Source organism: Pseudomonas sp. KH_040 (genome assembly GCF_057839305.1).
In genome coordinates this window covers 867,512-886,457 of sequence record NZ_CM174487.1, presented here as the reverse complement: position 1 = coordinate 886,457, position 18,946 = coordinate 867,512, and the positions used below count along the sequence as shown (strand labels likewise).

Below are 18,946 nucleotides of genomic sequence, written 5' to 3'. Positions count from 1 at the left end.
AATTGACAAAACGATTGCTCTCAAATAAGGAAATCAAATGAAAGCCAGATTTTTGCCACCTAGAGTCGGCCATTATGGAAATCTCGTATGGCGTAGAGAGGAGTTCGTAAATAAAAATGCTGAAATATCAAGCTCACTTAAAAAACTGAGAAGCCTCGGGTACTGGGCAAGTGCATTCCCAGAAGGCGATGGCGTGACATTTAGCGCACCAAGCTTTACTGCCGACGAAGACGACAGAGATATACTTGAAGACTTCAGGAACTGCTTCGACTGGATTGACATTGAGCAAGCTCAGTCTCACGACTCCAATACCGAAATAGCTGAACTGGAGACAGATAACAGAACATTAAACTGCACAATTATAATCCCTCTAGAAAAAATCTACATACAAAAAACCTTAACCCTGGGAAAGTATAAATATTTCTGCCGCAAAGAATTGGACCAAGAGCCCTACGAGCGGTTATCAGACTTAGAAACTGAGTACGTACAATTCAACTGCAAACTAAACTATCGAGACCTACTAAGGCTCAATCGCACTATAGACCATAACGACTACGTTATAAATAAATGCTTATCTTTAGCAGAACATGCTTTAGACATCATAAGATACTCCCACAGCTCCTTTAAAAATAAAGCATTTACGCCAAATCCGGCTGGACAGCGCGATGATGGCTTTTATGATGTCGAAATCATCCCATCTGAGAGAACACACTTGAAACCGCTGAAACTTAGCGGAATATCAAAGCCACTATCGGTTAGTAATAATTGGCTAGGACCTCAAGTCGACGACCTGTTCTATCCAGGCACTCACTATTTAGCCGCCATCTACAATGAAGAAATTACAAGCGAAATATCCTCATCCGTAACTTCATCATTACGCTCGTGCAGGCAGTCGTTTTACTCGATTGGCAGCGAGTCACAATTCTTAAATCTTTTATTTACACTCGACGGCCTTGCCGATCCTGAAAAAAAATGGACGGGTTGGAAACATCGGAGTTACATAGCCGCCCTTATTTGCGAACGTTCCCCCAACAAATTCCAATCCATCCTTGAGGAGTTCGACCGCATATACAACGACATCCGAAACAAACTAGTTCATGAAGGAAGAGATTTTTACCAGATCCCCGATGATCCGGACGACGTATCCGAGACGATATTTTGCTATATTAAAACATTAATCCAGCTAATTGCTGACAAAGGCTTCTCTAATAAATCCGAATTAAAGCAATACGCCATGACGCTATTAAAGGAACAGACCTATAAAGACAAATGTCATGAGGTCGTTCAACGAGTATCTATAGCTCGAGAAAAAAAACCTGAGCATCCTTCATGGTAGGTTTACACTACGGAGCAGCCCTTTAATTTTTCGGTGAGTCACAAGCCCTCCCCAAACATTTTCAAATCAAAAAATAAATTTTGGCCAGACCACTATCTTTATAAACAGCTTGCACCCTATTGCACGTAAACGTGGTCTGACCCCAGTTTTCCTGCATTGCTTTCCAGTTAAAATTGAAATTCCACGCTATTAAGCAGCTCTTAAAAACAAACAATGGAGCTTGCAAGACCGACAATAAACCCAGTAGCGTTTACTACAGCCTATAACGCCCCCCTATCATTACGGTAGGTACCAATCGATAATATCTCGCACATGATAAGGCGCCTCGTAAACAGTGCTTTTAAATACTATATTTGACTCCGATATAGATTGCACATAACCGGTGATCTCTTCGATATCTTCGGGCGCAAAACCGTAACGCATAAGTAGCATATGCATCGAATTATTTGTTCCAAACCTTAACAACTCAATCATCTTGTCTGCACGGGCATCAGCGGTTAACGTTTTGTAGACTTTAAAAGCCGCTATAAAAACGTCCGACAGGGAAAAAGATATAACCTGATCTAGATAGTCATATGTATCAAAGACGATCACATCGTAACTGACATCAGTTGCGGGCGTCCCATCCTTGTGAAGTGAATATACATAAAGACCACTATGAGGTAACTTATGAGCCGGCTGAGAAAACTCAGCGGCGCCACGACGCCCAAAGCTCCTACGTGATATACGGCTATATCTAACCCCTACAATCTCCTTGAATGATCGCCCTTGAAACGTTTGAAGCATTATACTGATTGCACTTTCAAAGACATTCATCTCCCCCTTGCCTAGCTCTCTGTCCAAAGAACGCTCGAAGATAACTAAAAAATAGTCATTCAAGCGAATTCTGGTATCACGATTTTCATCTCCCTGAAGGACACTTCTAATAGTCAAATTTGAGCCATAAAGCACACCCAATATTTCTTTGGCAGCGTCAATAACTTCAGGAGAGGATAATCTATCAATTTTTGTAGAGGGCAAATGGAGCTCGTCGTCAAATGTCCCATCTTTCATAGAATCTAAGAGCTCGGCGTTATCACTATCTTCGTCATACGGCTGATCTATGACTGACCTTTCGTTCAACACAAATTTATCGTTAATCCTAGTAATGAAAAGATCAGCGCTTCTTGTAAACACATATCCATAATCGAATATCGCTTGTTTTGAAAGCCGCCCCGCTCGCCCAATCAAGTTTTTAAATGAAAGTGACTTTTCTTCGTCACTCTCGCCTTGAAATCGCATATTGTCTAGCCAGACGATATCGAAGGGCATATTTACACCCTGAGCAAGGGTACTGGTTGCAAAACAAATTTTTGCAAAACCTGCCCGAATGAATTCTTCGACCAAAAAGCGCACTTCTAACGGAACTGATCCATGATGGATGACTACTCCTTTTTGCAGTAGTTCAACCATTCTTGAGCGGTGGTCAATTTTGTTGGCACCAAGCAAATTCTCGACAGAAGTTATTATCTGCCTGGCCTTAGGATGCGTAATGCTAGGAAATTTGGCTATATGCTCTTCATACCCCTCTAGAAAGGAGCCATTATAAATAGATGCTTTGGACACATAAATTAAAATGGAATGATCACCACTAAAGGCAAAAGACTCAAATCCACCCTCAAACTTTACACAATTGCGTAGAAGATTACCTTTCTCTTCGAAAGGTGAAAATATATAGCAGTTGCCATTTGAATGCTGGAAGACACAAATTTTTCCCACTGTCCCATGAGTGTAAGACCTAGCATAACCATTACCTTCAGGAATATCGTGCTTCTTAAACTGAGCGTCAGGATTGTCCACGAAAGGATGAGCGAAAATAAGTTTTGCTGATGAGAATGTTTTTTGTATTCGCCTTACTAAAACATCAAAAATCACACCCCGCGACCGATCTTCAGAAACGTGTGCCTCATCAAAGAAAAAGACTCTTAAATCCAGCTTGGCTGAAGTTGTAAAAAGATCTCTAGCTCGCTCAGGAGTGAGTACAAATATTCTACGAGGATTTCGACTTGTAAAAATAGCGTCAACAAATGGAGTGATCATCACCCCCTTATCGCCATCAAACCTCTCCTTCATAGTATTTATATATTCAGCAATCAAGGCTCTAGAAGGTACAACAACAACTGCATCACCTTCTTGCTCAGCAATGAAATCCCGAATCGAATAGGACTTCCCAGCACTAGTTGGCGCCGATATTGATACAAATTGCTTGCTATCAATAGCTCGACGAACACTTGCCTGCACGGGAGTCAAGTATCCCCCGTAGGCTTTTTTATGAGCTTCACCTATGGAAGATAGAAGCAAAGAGTATAGGTTCTCAGGCCTAATCACCTTATAGAAAAGTCCTAGCGCGGAGATTATTCGCTCTTCAAGCTGAGAAAACACATCCGGATGAAACACTCTATATAAAGATAGAGTTTCTAATATACCTGAATTAATCGGCCCTATCCTATGGACTTCATCAAGCACTCCAACCAGATCTTCAAAAGGAGTTAAACTATTTCGAATCAATCTAACCTTCATGAGTCACACCAATCATATAAACAAATTTCACGCTATGATTTTCGGAAAACTCTGCAGCTTTCTTTAGTGCATTTCTATATACTGTGAGCTGATCATCAGCATGAATCGAAAACGCCGCAATAACACCATGAACATTATTATCAAGATTAGAAATCCCTTCGCTTGTAGCCAGGCTTACTAAGTGAACCCTATCTCGTTTGTGTTTTTTTACCGTAACGAAATCTCCAGCTTGTTTTAGCGCACGCCCATACGAAGTAGTGCTTGAGCAATACTTCGCCTCTCCAAAATTTATGATATGGCCAGGGCATATACTATGAAAATCGAAGCCTTCATTCTGTTTAGCTTGAGGCTTCCAAAGCTCCGCGATGGGTATGAGAGTGTGTTTGAAAACAACCTCAAGAGCTTTGGCCGCTCCCATTGAGACCATTAGCTCACCAAACTCATCAACGACAGAGTCTTCTCTTTCAGCAGCTTTAAATATTTCGACAAGAAGCTGCGCGGTTTCTTGAACAGTGTATTCATAGGAGGATCTGGTGCCGGCATCCAAGGTCATCATCCATGAAGTATCCACTACAGACTCGGAAAGCACCTTGGCTATTTTTGATATCTGGGACACATGAACATGGCAGAGTTTTACGAAGTCAATTCCATTTGCATTAAATACCTCGGTGAACTCACACCCCCAGCTAGAATCCGGAAGCGTCCCGCCATAAGTTATCGTCACGTAGATTCCTCCTTGAAAAGCGGGCTAAAAAAAATAGGAAGTACGCCACAACAGTCTGCGGGTCTTATGAGGTCTGGAATTATGAGAAAGAAGGAATGCGGAAGAAAAGCGCACCCTAACTGACGAGAATCAGCTCTAAGCGAAAAGCAAGGCACGTCCACTCTATAGGTAGTCTTAGCCACAAATCGAATCCCTGATTAGGCACATCGCCATCACGGATGAGGCTAGCGCGCTAGGCTTAGAAGGTAAAGAGCCTGCAGTAACTACATTGGTCTAATTTTTGGAAAACTACTGCCTAAACCAGTCTGGATGGAAGCAGGAAATCTCTGCTATGAGCCGCCCTGGCTTGGCGGGGCAAGCGCGAGGATTCATCATGCTGAGCCACAACACTATGCCGCAGTGCCTATGCTTGATGGCCAGCGTGAGGTCAAAAGAAACGATGGTAGCTGCCGAAAGGATTGGGGATGAAGGAGACAGATTTACTTTCCGGGCTCCAAGCGCTGCAGCCTCACCGACTGAGCGTCTTACTTTCATTAAGCCAAATACAAAAAAGCCTCTTTTTTGGTTTTTAGTATTCCAAATGGTATTCCATCGAAAAATCAGAACAGATTTTAATCATCAAAAACAATAGGTTAGCAATTTAATTCAGATTCCCCCGGCTCCACCAACTCTCAACGACAAAGCCCGCCAAGTGCGGGCTTTGTCGCATCTGGCCGTCCCATCCAGCCCCTACCGCCAAAAACCAATCCCTCCCCACACACCTCAATGCTCATGCCGATGATGCACATCCGGAAAATGCGCATGCCGATGACGCATCGGCGTATGCACATGCGGATGACTGTGCGGCTCCGTTCCATCCCACTCAAACCCGTGCGCATGCTGATGATGCTCGTCGTGTATGTGGCGATGCTCATGCTCGAGCCGTTCGTGCTGATGCTCATGACTATGGTTTTCCATCAGGTGAATCCATACCCCCACGGCCATTAACGCTGCGGCGAGCAGGAACATCAGCGACACCGACTCGCCCAGCAGCAGAATCGAGATCGCTGCGCCCAGAAACGGCGCGGTGGAAAAGTACGCGCCGGTGCGCGCACTGCCCAGCCCGCGCAGGGCGAGAACGAACATCACCAGGCTGACGCCGTAGCCGATAAACCCGACCAGCAGGATGGGCACCAGCGAGTCGGCTGCGGGCAGTTGTTTGCCGATGAACAAGGCGAGGCCGCAGTTGACCAACCCCGCCACAAGACCTTTGCTGCCCGCGATAAACAGTGCATCCGAGGCAGAGACCTTACGCGTCAGGTTGTTGTCGATGGCCCAGCAAAAGCAGGCGAAGGCGACGGCGAGCGGCCCTGTCCAGTCCTGCGCCGACACGGCCTCCTGCGGCCATGACAACACGACACCACCGGCCACGATGGCGAGCATGCCGATCACGATTCGCCGATCGGCATTTTCCTTGAACACGACCCACGCCAACAGTGCCGTGAGCACTGATTCCAGATTGAGCATCAGTGACGCGCTCGCGCCGGATGTTCTGGTCAAACCGAACATCAATGCCACTGGCGCCAGTACACCGCCGAAGCCGATGGCTCCGATCAGCCACGGCCATTCGCCGGTGCCGAGTCCGGAGCGCTGCCAGCCTCGATCGCGGGCAAAACGCAGGACGGTCAGACCCAGCCCGCTGCCCAGATAGAGCAACCCGGCCAATAGAATCGGTGAAATCTGTACCCCCAGCAGCTTGGCGAGTGGCGTGCTGGCGCCAAACAATGCTGCCGCAACCAAAGCGTAGAGAACGCTCACATTCATGACGGAATCACTCACTCGGGCTGATGGAATGCCGGTGATGATCATGGCAGAACTCAGGTGAGAATTATGTGAACGGTTTCCTGATGGATCGAACATCCAACGCTGGCCGCCCCTTCAAGCACACGCTCAAATCCAGCAACATTTAATCCGCGCAATCCAGGACGCTGGCTCGACGCAGCCTCTATGCTGCAAACATCGAGATGAATGGAGTTGAAGATGAAGATCTGGATCGCCGCCACACTGGCGGCACTGATTTCCCTGCCTGTCCACGCAGCAGATGCTGGCGCTGTGCGCATCGAACCGATCGCTTTCACAACCAGCGCCGACAGTGTCCAGCGCAAACAGTCGATCAAGGGTGACCAAACGGCGGAGTACCGATTCAACGCCAGGACCGGCCAGATGCTCACCGTCGATTTCAAACCATCCAACACCTCCGCTTACTTCAACATTACTGCCAAGGGCGCGGATTACGCACTGTTCAACGGCTCGATCATGGGCAATCACTTTTCCGGCACCTTACCTTCCGATGGCGAGTACACCGTTCAGGTATACCTCATGCGCAATGCGGCACGGCGCAATGAAGTCGCCAACTATGCGTTGTCTCTGAGGCTCGCCACTGCTGATGCGGCGGACGGGACGAAACCGTTCGAGCAGACATTGGAATTGCAGGGCATCCGCTTTCACGTCAGCCGTGAACAGGCCGATGGCCAAGCCGTTTTGCGCATTGAACCCAAAGGCCTGGAAATCGACAACAGCGCGATTACCCGGCCGCTCAAGGGCGATATCGTCCGCGCCGAGATTGGCGACCTGAACAACGACGGCTCGCCCGAAATCTACGTTTTCACCCGCATTCCCGGACGCGGCATGCCGGGCGATCTGATTGCCTATTCAGCCAACAACAAGAAATCCCTGAGCGAAATCTACCTGCCGCCGGTCAGCGACAATCCAAACATCGCCGAGGGCTATCAGGGCGAGGATTCGTTTGCGGTGGTGGAAAACGCCTTGGTGCAGCGCTTCCCGGTGTATGACAGCACTGATGCAGGCGCAGGCCGCACGGGGAAGATGCGCCAGGTTCAATACACGTTGGTGACGGGCGAGGCCGGGTGGGTTCTGCGCGGAGATAAGGTGGCGGAGTATTGAGTTCCCGTCCGGACCACACGTCTTGAAATGACTATCCGTGATCACCGCGACTGCCGTTTGGTTTTATCGCTACGCCCGCCCTCCCACATCGAACGTCCTAGGAAAATTCCTGCAACACGCGTCGACTTTGATGAACTGGTGCACAGTTCCTCAGGGCGTTACGCTCCACGACCACTGCCATCCAGCGGACGGTTTGGCAGCCGCAATTGCAGTGAATGTTCACTCCACGGAGCTACGTCATGAAGAAAATCCCCCGTCTTTCGCTGGTTGGCCCGGCACCGTCCGACGCGCCAACGTCCAGCACCCAACCGCAATCGAATAACAGCGCACACAGCGAAGCGCACAAACGGCGCCGTAGCATCCCGCTCAATCAACTCATCAGGGTGCGCGACGATGTCGACACCCTGACCCTGCTCACCCACGCCAGCGAGATCCTCGATTCCCTCGCGGCCATCAGCGCAACCTTTGCCGATGAGTTCGACGGCTCAAAACGCCATGTGGCGGTGGCCATGAAGCAATTGAGCGCACTGGCCGAGATCCTGATTTGTCGGGCACGGGACAATCTTGATCCGCAGAAACCGCTGAACACTACCGGGCCTGAAACCCGCCATTGACGGGCGAAACCCCGGCGCTCGGTTGCGCATCGGACTGCATTGGGGCCGCCCATCGAGATGAATTTTTCTTCACTGCAGCTGCGCGGCCAACCCTTGTACAGTCCGCTCGCTCATTCAAGAAACTACGGTTCGCCCGCGCTCCTGCGGGCTTTTTTTTGCCTGAAACAAAGTCCTGTCTTCGCCACGACTTGCCGTAACCCCGGTGATTGCGCGACTCTGCCTGCAGATCCCACAAGCCGGAGCGCCCGATGCCGCTGTTGACCCTGCCCTGCAAACGCCTGACGCTCGCGATACTTTCACCGGAGCAGGCCGAGCTGGAAAGCGAGTTCTACCGACGCAACCAGCGCCACCTCGCGCCCTGGTCACCGATCCGCACCACTGAGTATTTTTCCACCGAGCAGATTCGCCGGCGACTCGACGTGCAGGCCAGCGCATTCGAGGCCGGGCTGGCCATGCATTTTGCGCTGTTGACGCCGGATGGCCAGCAGATGATCGGCGCGTGCAACTTCAGCGGCATCATTCGTGGTGCCTTTCAGGCGTGTTATCTGGGTTATCACATCGATGAGGCCCAACAGGGTCAGGGCTTGATGCAGGAAGCGCTGGAGGCTGGCATCGCTTACATGTTCGATACCCAGAACCTGCATCGGATCATGGCCAACTACATTCCCGGCAACGATCGCAGTGAGCGCTTGCTTGAACGCCTGGGCTTCGAGCACGAGGGTTACGCCAAGGCGTATCTGAACATTGCCGGGCGCTGGCAGGATCATGTGCTGACGGCGCTGGTCAATCCGCTGTTCGAAACGCCGGAGAAGCGTTGGTCACGACAACTGGCCTAGCTTCACAATTTGTTCAGGATTGCCGACGTATGCTCAGGCCTCCCGCCCCTTCCGGTTGCCTGAACCCCATGTCACGTGCCGTCACTTCGCTGTTTCTGCTTGCCGCCCTGCTGTTTTTCTTCGCATTGGGCGGCCATCAATTGCAAGGCTCCACCGAGGCCCGCGTGGCTGGCATCGCCATGGAGATGCATCTGGACGACGACTGGGTGACACCTCGTCTGTTTGGTGAACCGTTTCTGGAAAAACCACCGTTAAGCCTGTGGCTGGATGCTGGCGCCATGCGTGTGTTCGGCGTTTCACCGTGGGCCGTGCGACTGGCGTCGGCGGTGGCGGGCTTGCTCAGCGTGATGCTGCTGTACGGCATGTTGCGGCGTTTCGAGCGGCCGAAAATGATTGCCTGGACCGCAGGCATTCTGCTCGCGACCATGGCCAGTTACTGGAGCAACGTGCGCGGGGTCGGTGAGGACGCGTTGCTCGCCCTCGGCGTGACCACCGCGCTGCTGGCCTTTTTCCAGGCGCAACGGGCGTCGACCGCGGGCAACTCGCTGTTGTTTGTCGTTGGGATCGCCATCGCTACATTGAGCAAGGGTGTGCTGGGGCTGGCCATGCCGGGCGTGGTGATTTTCGCCTATCTGCTGGCCGACAACCTGATGGACAAGCGCCTGAAAATCGCCGACTGGTTACGCCCGGGTTTACTGACACTGGTCGGTTTGATTCCGCTGCTGATCTGGCTCGTCATCCTCTTCCAGCACGGCGGTGCGCAGGCCGTCAAAGAGGTGCTGCTGACCAACAGCGTCGGGCGCTTCAGCGGTTCGTTCGTCGAAGCCGGGCACTATGAACCGTTCTATTACTACCTGGCCAAACTGCCGGAAGCCTTTCTGCCATGGAATATTCTGGTGTACCTGGGGCTCTGGCATTTCCGCAAACAATTGAAGGCCGACCGTTACCTGCTGTTTTTCAGCCTGTGGATCGTGGCGCAATTCATCATGCTGACGTTGGCGTCGAGCAAACGCACGGTGTACCTGATGTCGATGACACCGGCCGCCGCGGTGATCGCAGCGGAGTATGCAGGCGTGCTGTTCGAGCGCTTGAAGCAGTATGAATCCGGTAATGGATTCGTAGGCCGAATCGCCCGGCAGCGTCAGACACTGGCAGTCGGTGTGCTCACGCTGGTGATCGGCAGTTACCTCGCCGCCGCGCAGTGGGCACTGCCCCACGCCGACAAAAAGCTTTCGTTCCTGCCGTTGAGCGCTGAAATTCAGACGCTGCAAACCGCTGGGCATCAAGTCGCGCTGTTTCAGGCCAATGAGCGGGTCGGTGGCGCTACGGTCTTCTATACCCAGCAAGTGCTCAAAGGCCTGGATACCGAAGTGCAGTTGCGAGATTTCCTCGCGGCCTCGCCATCCCATGTCGTGGTGATGGCCGGCGACAGCGAACCCGCCGCCCCACTGAAAGTGCTCAAGACCATGATGGTCGGACGACAGGCGTATTACTTCGTCGGCTATTGAGACCTGCGCAGGCCCATAAAAAACCCGCCGTGATGGCGGGTTTTCATTTCATCTGAACGGGTTCAGAGAGAGACCTCAGGCTGCGCACTGAAAGCTTTCTGTGCGCGCTTGCCCAGCAACGGCACATCCAGCCGCGCCCGCCCGTAGAAGGCCAACGCCGTCAGCAAACACGCCAGCCACACGAAGATTCCGGCCCAGAACGTGTGGGACATGTAGTGCCAGCCTTGCAGGACGCGAGTAGTGCCATAAACGAACCCCAGCAACAGCGAGCCCCACAAGATGGCACTGGAAAAACGCCATTGATAACGTCGCGCCACGAAATACAGCGCCAGCATGGTGAAGCCGCCCGACGCATGACCACCCGGCCAGCACCGGCCACTCCCGGCTTCGTGGAACAATTGAAAATTGCTGTACCACTCAATGTGGGCCATTTTCCCGCCGTACAGCGTGGTCTCGATCGGGCAGTAAACGCTGGTGTGGGATTTGAGGAAATGAATCACCCCGGTGCAGACCGCAAATGCGACCACCACAAACAGAAAATCCCTACGATGATCAGCGGCAAATCGCAGCACTGGCGCGACTTTGCTGCGCTCCAGCATTGCACCGAGTCGCGGACGTTTCTGCGGATTGACCAATGGCCAGACCAGCGATAACAGCGCGCCGATCAGGGCGATTTCTGCCGTCCAGTTGGGAATGATCCGCGCCCATTTATGCGTGAGCTTTTCGAAGAAGTGGATTTTGTCGAGTGGGAAGGTCTGCGTCAGCGGATCGAACAGCAGGTTGCTGAAGGCGATGTCGATCTTGGTCATGTCGAACATCAGGAACACCAGCGCCGCACAGGCCAGCGGAATACCAAAGTTGTAAGCGTAGAAGCGGGATTTCATCGGCTATTCACCGTGCGCCAGTCGGAGGCTTCAATAAAGCCGAGCATCTTGGGAGCCGCCGGGCTGGCAGCGGAAACAAACAATGACGAGCCATAACCCATGTCCGAGGTCGGCACTTTGAGGTCTTTCTCGATTTGCGCCATGCATTCGCTGTGGGTCACCAGGACCAGATTGCGACCGGGCAGCTTGTGGGCCAGCGCATCCTGCAACATGCGCCCACGGCAGTTGATCAACCAATCGTCACCGCTGGCGGCATGGTTGAACATGTAACCGGCGGTCTGCACCGTGCGCATCGACGGGCTGTTATAAATGTCGGCGTTGTTCAGGCCCAGTTGTTCGAACTGTGCACCGACCGCCACCGCGACACTGCGCGAGCGATCGGTGATGCCGTCGTTGCCACTCAGGCAGGCAGCTTTAGAGTGATCGCAGCGCTCGACGTGACGCACCAGCACGATCATCTCGCCCTTGGCCCAGCCCGTCGCCAACGCTTGCGCACCCGCCACGTTGCCGTGGGCCAGGTCCGGCACCGCCGCCGGCGCCAGCAACCACAGGGTCAGTGGCATAACCAATACCGATGACGCCAACACCACCCAAGTGTTGCGAAAACGCGCCAAAAAGCTCAGATCGATCGAGCGTTTGACGCCGAACAGACTCAGTCTCAATTCCACAAAAACCGCCTCGCCACTCTGCATCACGGGTTCATTCGATGCGGCGAAGGTACAGAGGCGGGCGTAGGCAGCCAGTGAAACCCATGTGAAAAAAGTCTTGGGATCCGATGTTACAAATTCCGTAGGACAAAATCCTTTCAGCTCTGGGAAATGCGGCCGATACAAACCTGCTAACACCCTTGCTGGCTCAAAAAAACAACAATCTTCCAGCCTAACTGACGACAAGAAACCCAACGTTTCTGGAGGATTTTTGATGAATAGCTGGTTCGGCAACATCAGCGTGAACATGAAATTAGGCCTGGGCTTCGGCCTGGTGCTGGCCCTGACCTGCGTGCTGGCCCTGACAGGCTGGACCAGCCTCGGTGGCCTGATCGACCGCAGCAACTGGATGAGCGATATCACCCAGCTCAATGCCGGTCTGACCAAACTGCGCGTGGTGCGCCTGCAGTACATGCTGACCAACGGCGATGAAACCGCCGCGCAGAATGTGCAGACCACCCTCGAAAGCTTCGCCGCGCAGCAACAGAAGCTGATCAACAGCTTCAAGAGCCCGGAAAACGTCAAACTGCTCAAGGAGCAGGCAGCGACCATCGCTGAATACCAGACGTCGCTGAACAAAATGCGTAACGCCTATCGCACCGGCAACAGCGCCCGCGACAGCATGAGCGTGAGTGCCGAGACCGCGTACAACCAGATCGAATCGATCAGCAAACGCGTGCAGCAGATGGACATGAGCGAACAGCGTTTCGAACAGTTCCAGGCGATCACCGCCGCCAAGGAAGCGTTCATCCTCGCGCGCTACGAAGTGCGCGGCTATACCGCCACCACCAACGCCGAAACCGAGCAGAAAGCCGTCGGCCAACTGGATGTCGCAATCGCCAGCCTCAAGCAACTGAACGTGCATTTCGCCGACTCTCAGCAAGACGCGCTGCGTCAGCTGGAAACCGCACTGGTCAACTATCGCAGCGCATTGATGGCGTACAAAAACGCCAACACCGACGCGGTGCAGGCCCGTAAGGAAATGACCGATCAGGGCGCCGCCATCGTTACCACGAGCGAGCAGCTGTATCAGATCCAGCTCGACCGTCGTGATATCGAAAGTGCCCAGGCGCGCACCTTCCAGTTGATCAGCACCCTGCTGGCGCTGTTGGTCGGCGTGATTGCTGCGGTAATCATCACCCGTCAGATCACCCGTCCGCTGCAAGAAACCCTCGCCGTGGTCGAGCGCATCGCCAGCGGCGACCTGACCCAGAACGTTACCGTCACCCGCCGCGACGAACTCGGCGTGCTGCAACAAGGCATCGCACGCATGGGCGTGACCCTGCGTGACTTGATCAGCGGCATCCGCGACGGCGTCACCCAGATCGCCAGCGCCGCTGAAGAACTCTCGGCCGTGACCGAGCAAACCAGCGCCGGCGTGAACAGCCAGAAGGTCGAAACCGATCAGGTTGCCACCGCGATGCACGAGATGACTGCCACCGTGCAGGAAGTCGCACGCAACGCCGAAGAAGCCTCGCAAGCGGCCGCCGCCGCTGACGGCGAAGCCCGTGAAGGCGACAAAGTCGTAAACGAAGCCATCGCGCAGATCGAACGTCTGGCCAGCGAAGTGGTGCGTTCCACCGAAGCCATGAGCGTGCTGCAACAGGAAAGCGACAAGATCGGCAGCGTCATGGACGTGATCAAGGCTGTTGCTGAGCAGACCAACCTGCTGGCCCTCAACGCTGCGATCGAAGCCGCGCGCGCCGGTGAAGCCGGTCGTGGTTTTGCCGTGGTCGCCGACGAGGTTCGTGGCCTGGCTCAGCGCACACAGAAATCCACCGAGGAAATCGAAGGCCTGGTCGCCGGTCTGCAGAACGGCACCCAGCAGGTTTCAGCGGTAATGAGCAACAGCCGCGCCCTGACCGACAGCAGCGTGGCGCTGACCCGCAAGGCTGGCGCCTCACTGGAAAACATCACCCGCACGGTGTCGAACATCCAGTCGATGAACCAGCAGATCGCCGCAGCGGCTGAACAGCAGAGCGCCGTGGCCGAAGAGATCAGCCGCAGCATCATCAACGTACGCGACGTGTCGGAACAGACCGCAGCGGCGAGTGATGAGACGGCAGCGTCGAGCGTTGAACTGGCGCGTTTGGGTGGTCAGTTGCAGCAGATGGTCAGCCACTTCCGCGTTTGATCTTCTTATAGCGCTGAAGCCAAAAACCAATCGCGGGCAAGCCCGCTCCCACAGATTTTTCGGTCGTTCACAGATATTGTGTTCGACTCATGACCTGTGGGAGCGGGCTTGCCCGCGATTGCGTCAGGCCTTTCACCGCTTAGCGTCAAACCACACCGTGCATAAAAAACTCGACTGGCACTTTAAAGAACTCGGCGAATCCCTTTATCTGAGCAACGGTCATTTTTCGCTTGTTATTCAATATCTCTGAAACAGCACTCTGAGTTGCGATCTCAGACAAGTCCTTCTGTTTAACGCCTCTTTCCGACAGCAGAAACGCCAGCGCTTCAGATTGGGACGAATAAGCAATCAACACCGTTTCATTTTCGTACTCATAAACCCGATCAGCCACAAACTCCGCAAACCGTGCCGCAGCATGATCCTCGGTGTTCGCGTGGGAATAAAGCTCATCAATCAGGGCCATTCGCACTTGCAGATCGTCATCATTTTTTATCGGATCATGGCAGGCAGACAACAACTTGGACAAAGTCGCTAGCTGATCGCCCAGCCCCTCAAGCATGGGTGAAATATCGGCTATGAAGGAATCCAGTCCTGTCGCTTCGACTTTATTACGCTTCATTGAGATCACCTTTATTTTCGTTAAACATAAATAGCGTATTTCATTCTGGCCAACTACTTGACATCACCCTTCCACCATTTGTCATATCCGGCATGGGGAAGAATGTCCTTGATATAGATAGTGCCAGTCTTCGTGTTGATCCACGTAATGACACGGCACTCGTTTTTCTTGATATCAAAAACGTAAATATCAAGCGGACCTTTCTTGCTCGTCAGCCTCAGCTTCGAGTGAGGGATACGATCAACGTTCCAACCTGAGGCGCTGGCCCAGTCTTGACGAAGCTTCTCAAACGACTCGAAGCGCAGCGATGCTCTGTCGAAGATGGTTAGCCACAAGGTGAGAGGATCTCTCCACTGGCCATGAGTCTCAATGGCCCGCGCAACCGCCGCTTTTGTGATCACTCTCATACAATTTTCGGTTCTGGTATCCCTACATGCGCCCAAATTATCTCAAATACAGATATCTGTAAAGTAGATATATTTAGCTCCACAGAACAAACCCGAAGCCAAATGTATCAGTGGCTTCGGGCTTTTTTCTGTCAGTGGTGCGGACTTAAACTTCAGCCATCACCGCGTCCCACGCTGCCGCAACGCCGACGGCATAAAATACGCATCCTCCGGCACCGGCTGCGCGAAATCGACAGTCTCCGCTTCTTCGTTATCAAGGTTCTGCACGTAGTAACGCCGCGCCTGCAAATCGTGGAAAACATCCAGCGCACTCCACGTCGTCGGCAGGTCATAAAAGTTTTTCAGGTAAGCCATCGACACCCGCCACAACTCCCCTCGCCCGTCGTATTGATCAACCAGTGCCGCGCCCCAGCTGTCTTCATCGAGAAACAACACGCGTTTGGAATAGATGTGCCGCGACCCGGGTTTCAGGTTGCCTTCCACCACCCAGACCCGGTGCAACTCGTAGCGGGTGTATTGCGGATTGAGGTGGCCGGGGGTCAGCAATTGCGCGTACTTCACCTCGGGGCTGGCGACTTTGTAGTTGTTGTAGGGGATGTAGATTTCCTGTTTGCCCTTGAGCTTCCACTCGTAGCGATCCGGTGAGCCGTTGAACAGGTCGGTGTCGTCGGCGGTGCGCAGGCCATCGGATGAAGCGATCGGCGTGTCGTAAGCGAGGTTCGGTGCGCGGCGCACGCGGCGTTGGCCGGCGTCGTAGATCCAGGCCTGGCGTGCGTCCTTGAGTTGATCGAGGGTTTCGTGCACCAGTGCGGCACCGCCGGCCAGGCGTGCGGGGCTTTTCACGAAGGCGAGGTAGTAGAACAGGATGTTTTTCAGGTCGGCGAACTGGCCGTTCGGGCGGTAGTAGTTGAACAGCGCTTCCTGCTGCGAGGTCACCAGCGCGAAGCTGCCGTTGCGCTGCACCGGTGCTTCGGAGGCGCGGCGCACGACGTAGATGCCGCGATAGCGAGTGATGTGGTTCCACAACACTTCAACGCCATCCTTGGGCACCGGAAAAGGTACGCCGCCGTAGGCATCAGAGAAGCCACTGCCGCCTTCGAGCAATTTTGCTGAGGTGGCGTTTTTCAGGGTGTTGTCGTACAGCCATTGCGGCGCTGAGCCAGATCGCCGGGATGGGTAGATCGGCATCTGAAAGGTGTCGGGATAGCTGTTGAACAGAGCGATCTGACCGGGGCTGAGGTGGGCCTTGTACTGGTCGAGGTTGGCTTTGGTGATGGTGAACAGCGGTTTGTCTGCCGCGTACGGATCGGGGTGATGCTGGCCGGGTTTGTAGCCGGCCGGCGCCTGGGTGATGCCGCCGGTCCACGCAGGGATGGTGCCGGCTGAGTTGCCCGCGCGCTCGGCGCCTATGGGGGTCAGCGTGGTTTTCAGTTGTTCGGCTTGTTGTGGGGTGATGGCGGCCAGTGCGGTGCCGGCGGCAAGGCCTAAAACAAGCCCTAGCGAAGCCTTGGTCAATCTTGAAGTGCGAACCATGATCTTCTCCAAAATACAGAAACCTGTGGGAGTTGCGGTGCGACGACTCGACTTGCCAGCGATTGCGCTGGGTCAGCCATCATTGATGTCGAATGTGCTGCCGTCATCGCGGGCAAGCCCGCTCCCACAGGGGGACGGGGTGCCGCAAGTTTTGTTCTGGGCAATCAAAGGAAATACTTGAGGTTGAACCCGACGTTGTCGCGGTCGCGAATGCCGTTGTTTTGCCCGCCGCCATAGAACTCGGTGTATTGCAGTTCGGCTTCGAGCTTGTTCTGGTAGTTGGCCTTGATCCCCAGCGTGTAGGCCTTGCGACCTTCGATGGTGTTGCCGGCCTGATAGCTGTTGCCCTCGAAATCGTCCTTGTAGACGATGTAGGGCGAGACGTTGACCCCGGCGTACACGTCGTTCCAGGTGCCGTTGAGCATCGCCGTATAGCTGTAGGAATTGCGATTGACCTGATCGTCGCGATCACCGCCGGAGACATAGGAATAGTTACCGGTGCCGGCGTAGAAGCGACGGCTGCCGTCATACGCGGTGTATTGCAGACTGCTGCCGCGCAGGTGCTCCGAGGCCAGTTCGAAGATACCGAACAGCGAGTCGAACGAAGCGGTCGGGCCAAAGTTGTAAATGGTGCCGAGCGAGGTGTTGAACGCTTCGACGCGTTCGGCGTTGTTGATCTCGCTGTTGAGATTGACCATCTGCCCGCCGACGTTGATCGACCGCCCCGTCACCGCCACTGCCGCACCGTTGGCCAAATCACCAATCAAATCATTAGTGGCCGCGACACCGATCGGCAGGTTCGGCCGATAAGCAATTTCACCAAACACCGAAGCCTCACCCAACGTGGTGTTGAAGCTGAAGCCGTACATGCGGATGTCTTCGGCGTAGCGCCGATGCGCCTGAATATTGCCCATCACATCGGCCGTCGCCAGACCGTTGGCCAGCGCCCCGGCCTGACTGCCGGCGACACCGGACAACAGGTTGGTCAGCGCGTCCATGTCGATGCCTTTGTACCCGCCCAGATCGGCAGCGATGGTCGGTTCCTTGGCGTGGTAATTGACCATGTACAACCCGAACTCGGTGCTGTTGAGCTGCTCGGCGATGTAGCGAAAGGCAAAGCCGAACTGGCCATCGTTGCGCGCGTTGTAGTCCTTGCCGATGCTCGCCACTTTCAACGTATTGCCATAGGCCGGCGTCACGCCGTTGGCGTACAGGCCAGTGGTTTGCAGGGCGGAGCTCAGTAACGGGTTATTGCCCAACGCGCTGTACAAACCGATGACGTTGCCAAACCCCGGAACCGGCGTGTCGAGCGCTGTGCCGCTGAAGTTGTTGTAACCGGTGTTGCCACCGTCAGCGAACAAGTCGGTTTGCGAGTAGAAGGTGCCGACCGGATCGATGCGGGTTTCCTTCCAGTTGGTCTGGTAGAAACTCTCCATGGTCAGTGAGTCGGTCAGGCCGATGTTGAAGCTCAGCGCCTCGACCGGCACCAGCACTTCCTTCACTTCCGCGCCAGGCAAGCGGTACTTGGCGGCGTCCACCGGGTTGGTGGTGTTGATCCCGCCGCGATAGAAAATCCCCTCGCCCCAGTTGAACACCTGCCGACCGATGCGCGCCGTCACCGGCATCTGCGCAACGTCCCAACTACCATGCACATAGGCGTCGAGCATCTCGATGCGGCTGCCGGCGATGTCGCGGGTCTGACTGGTGAAATGATCGTCCTGCGGGTAGCTCTGGCTCGGTTGCGACGGGCTGTTGTTGTCGTAGTAGTCGTTGCGCTTGTCCATCAGTTGCGTGTCGTAGAACGCGGTGCCGCGCACAAACAAACCGTAATTCTGATAGTTGGCTTCAAGCTCGGAGGTGATCTTGTACACCTCGGAAACCAGCCCGGTGTCAAAGTTGCGATTGCCGTCGTTGGTGTTGACGTCATCGTTAGTCTTGTCGCGGCCCTGCACCCGCCACAAACGGCCGTAAGACAAGGTCGTGTCGAGGGAACCGGTGACCTGCTTGTCCATGAAGTTGAACTCCACCGCGTGCGCCGCATCGACTGCGCACAGTTGCAGCAGCCCGGCCAGGCCGACACCGGGGAGCGCCGCGCCCGTCAGGCGCAATCGAGAGTTGATCATGTGTTCCTCCTTCCCTGTT

16 protein-coding genes and 1 pseudogene are annotated in these 18,946 nt (G+C 54.1%); 8 read left to right on the top strand and 9 right to left on the bottom strand.

Going from position 1 to position 18,946, the window contains the following annotated elements; translation table 11 throughout:
* Positions 1-37: 37 nt before the first annotated feature.
* Positions 38-1,336, top strand: a complete 1,299-nt coding sequence (locus tag AC3IUF_RS03810; RefSeq protein WP_489280428.1) for a hypothetical protein — start codon at positions 38-40, stop codon at positions 1,334-1,336.
* A gap of 279 nt (positions 1,337-1,615) precedes the next feature.
* Here the strand turns inward: AC3IUF_RS03810 and AC3IUF_RS03805 are convergent, their stop codons facing one another.
* Positions 1,616-3,895: a DEAD/DEAH box helicase gene (locus AC3IUF_RS03805; protein ID WP_057396611.1), complete on the bottom strand. Its 2,280-nt coding sequence runs from the start codon at positions 3,893-3,895 to the stop codon at positions 1,616-1,618.
* Positions 3,885-4,619 (bottom strand): hypothetical protein, encoded by a 735-nt coding sequence (locus AC3IUF_RS03800; RefSeq protein ID WP_057396610.1) that lies wholly within the window; start codon positions 4,617-4,619, stop codon positions 3,885-3,887. Before AC3IUF_RS03800 ends, AC3IUF_RS03805 begins: the two co-directional genes overlap by 11 nt.
* Before the next feature lie 373 nt (positions 4,620-4,992).
* Here AC3IUF_RS03800 and AC3IUF_RS03795 point away from each other — a divergent pair, with 373 nt between their 5' ends.
* Positions 4,993-5,250 carry a hypothetical protein gene (locus AC3IUF_RS03795; protein ID WP_489280427.1) on the top strand — a complete coding sequence of 86 codons (258 nt, stop codon included), beginning with the start codon at positions 4,993-4,995 and terminating at the stop codon, positions 5,248-5,250.
* A 131-nt stretch (positions 5,251-5,381) separates the two neighbouring features.
* Here AC3IUF_RS03795 and AC3IUF_RS03790 read toward each other — a convergent pair whose 3' ends face one another.
* Positions 5,382-6,422, bottom strand: coding sequence for a DMT family transporter (locus tag AC3IUF_RS03790; RefSeq protein ID WP_489280425.1), 1,041 nt, complete (start codon positions 6,420-6,422; stop codon positions 5,382-5,384).
* 216 nt (positions 6,423-6,638) lie between these two features.
* On the opposite strand from AC3IUF_RS03790, the gene AC3IUF_RS03785 reads away from it, so the two are divergent.
* The 4 genes from AC3IUF_RS03785 to AC3IUF_RS03770 all read left to right on the top strand — a co-directional run bounded on the left by AC3IUF_RS03785 (position 6,639) and on the right by AC3IUF_RS03770 (position 10,520).
* Positions 6,639-7,562, top strand: coding sequence for a hypothetical protein (locus tag AC3IUF_RS03785; RefSeq protein ID WP_489280423.1), 924 nt, complete (start codon positions 6,639-6,641; stop codon positions 7,560-7,562).
* 239 nt (positions 7,563-7,801) lie between these two features.
* Positions 7,802-8,176, top strand: a complete 375-nt coding sequence (locus tag AC3IUF_RS03780; RefSeq protein WP_095114203.1) for a DUF6124 family protein — start codon at positions 7,802-7,804, stop codon at positions 8,174-8,176.
* A gap of 248 nt (positions 8,177-8,424) precedes the next feature.
* Positions 8,425-9,012: a ribosomal protein S5-alanine N-acetyltransferase gene (gene rimJ, locus AC3IUF_RS03775; protein ID WP_489280421.1), complete on the top strand. Its 588-nt coding sequence runs from the start codon at positions 8,425-8,427 to the stop codon at positions 9,010-9,012.
* A gap of 68 nt (positions 9,013-9,080) precedes the next feature.
* A complete protein-coding gene (locus AC3IUF_RS03770; RefSeq protein ID WP_489280419.1) occupies positions 9,081-10,520 on the top strand; it encodes an ArnT family glycosyltransferase in 1,440 nt (479 codons plus the stop codon).
* Positions 10,521-10,582: 62 nt separating this feature from the next.
* Here the strand turns inward: AC3IUF_RS03770 and AC3IUF_RS03765 are convergent, their stop codons facing one another.
* Positions 10,583-11,404 (bottom strand): phosphatase PAP2 family protein, encoded by an 822-nt coding sequence (locus AC3IUF_RS03765; protein WP_489280418.1) that lies wholly within the window; start codon positions 11,402-11,404, stop codon positions 10,583-10,585.
* Positions 11,401-12,072 carry a lipopolysaccharide core heptose(II)-phosphate phosphatase PmrG gene (gene pmrG, locus AC3IUF_RS03760; protein ID WP_489280417.1) on the bottom strand — a complete coding sequence of 224 codons (672 nt, stop codon included), beginning with the start codon at positions 12,070-12,072 and terminating at the stop codon, positions 11,401-11,403. Before pmrG ends, AC3IUF_RS03765 begins: the two co-directional genes overlap by 4 nt.
* A 253-nt stretch (positions 12,073-12,325) precedes the next feature.
* On the opposite strand from pmrG, the pseudogene AC3IUF_RS03755 reads away from it, so the two are divergent.
* Positions 12,326-13,387, top strand: a pseudogene (locus AC3IUF_RS03755) (methyl-accepting chemotaxis protein); the annotation flags it as partial.
* Positions 13,382-14,245 (top strand): methyl-accepting chemotaxis protein, encoded by an 864-nt coding sequence (locus AC3IUF_RS03750; RefSeq protein ID WP_371748303.1) that lies wholly within the window; start codon positions 13,382-13,384, stop codon positions 14,243-14,245. The pseudogene AC3IUF_RS03755 and the gene AC3IUF_RS03750, both read left to right, overlap by 6 nt.
* 145 nt (positions 14,246-14,390) lie before the next feature.
* On the opposite strand, the gene AC3IUF_RS03745 is transcribed toward AC3IUF_RS03750, so the two are convergent.
* The 4 genes from AC3IUF_RS03745 to AC3IUF_RS03730 form a co-directional block, all read right to left on the bottom strand.
* Positions 14,391-14,864 carry a helix-turn-helix domain-containing protein gene (locus tag AC3IUF_RS03745; protein ID WP_007911534.1) on the bottom strand — a complete coding sequence of 158 codons (474 nt, stop codon included), beginning with the start codon at positions 14,862-14,864 and terminating at the stop codon, positions 14,391-14,393.
* 53 nt (positions 14,865-14,917) lie between these two features.
* The gene (locus tag AC3IUF_RS03740; protein WP_228759094.1) at positions 14,918-15,271 is read right to left on the bottom strand and encodes a type II toxin-antitoxin system HigB family toxin; all 354 of its coding nucleotides are present in this window, start codon (positions 15,269-15,271) and stop codon (positions 14,918-14,920) included.
* 159 nt (positions 15,272-15,430) lie between these two features.
* Positions 15,431-16,804, bottom strand: a complete 1,374-nt coding sequence (locus AC3IUF_RS03735; RefSeq protein ID WP_489280415.1) for a DUF1329 domain-containing protein — start codon at positions 16,802-16,804, stop codon at positions 15,431-15,433.
* A 164-nt stretch (positions 16,805-16,968) separates the two neighbouring features.
* Entirely contained in the window at positions 16,969-18,927 is a 1,959-nt protein-coding gene (locus AC3IUF_RS03730) for a DUF1302 domain-containing protein (protein WP_489280413.1), read from the bottom strand.
* Positions 18,928-18,946 lie beyond the last annotated feature (19 nt).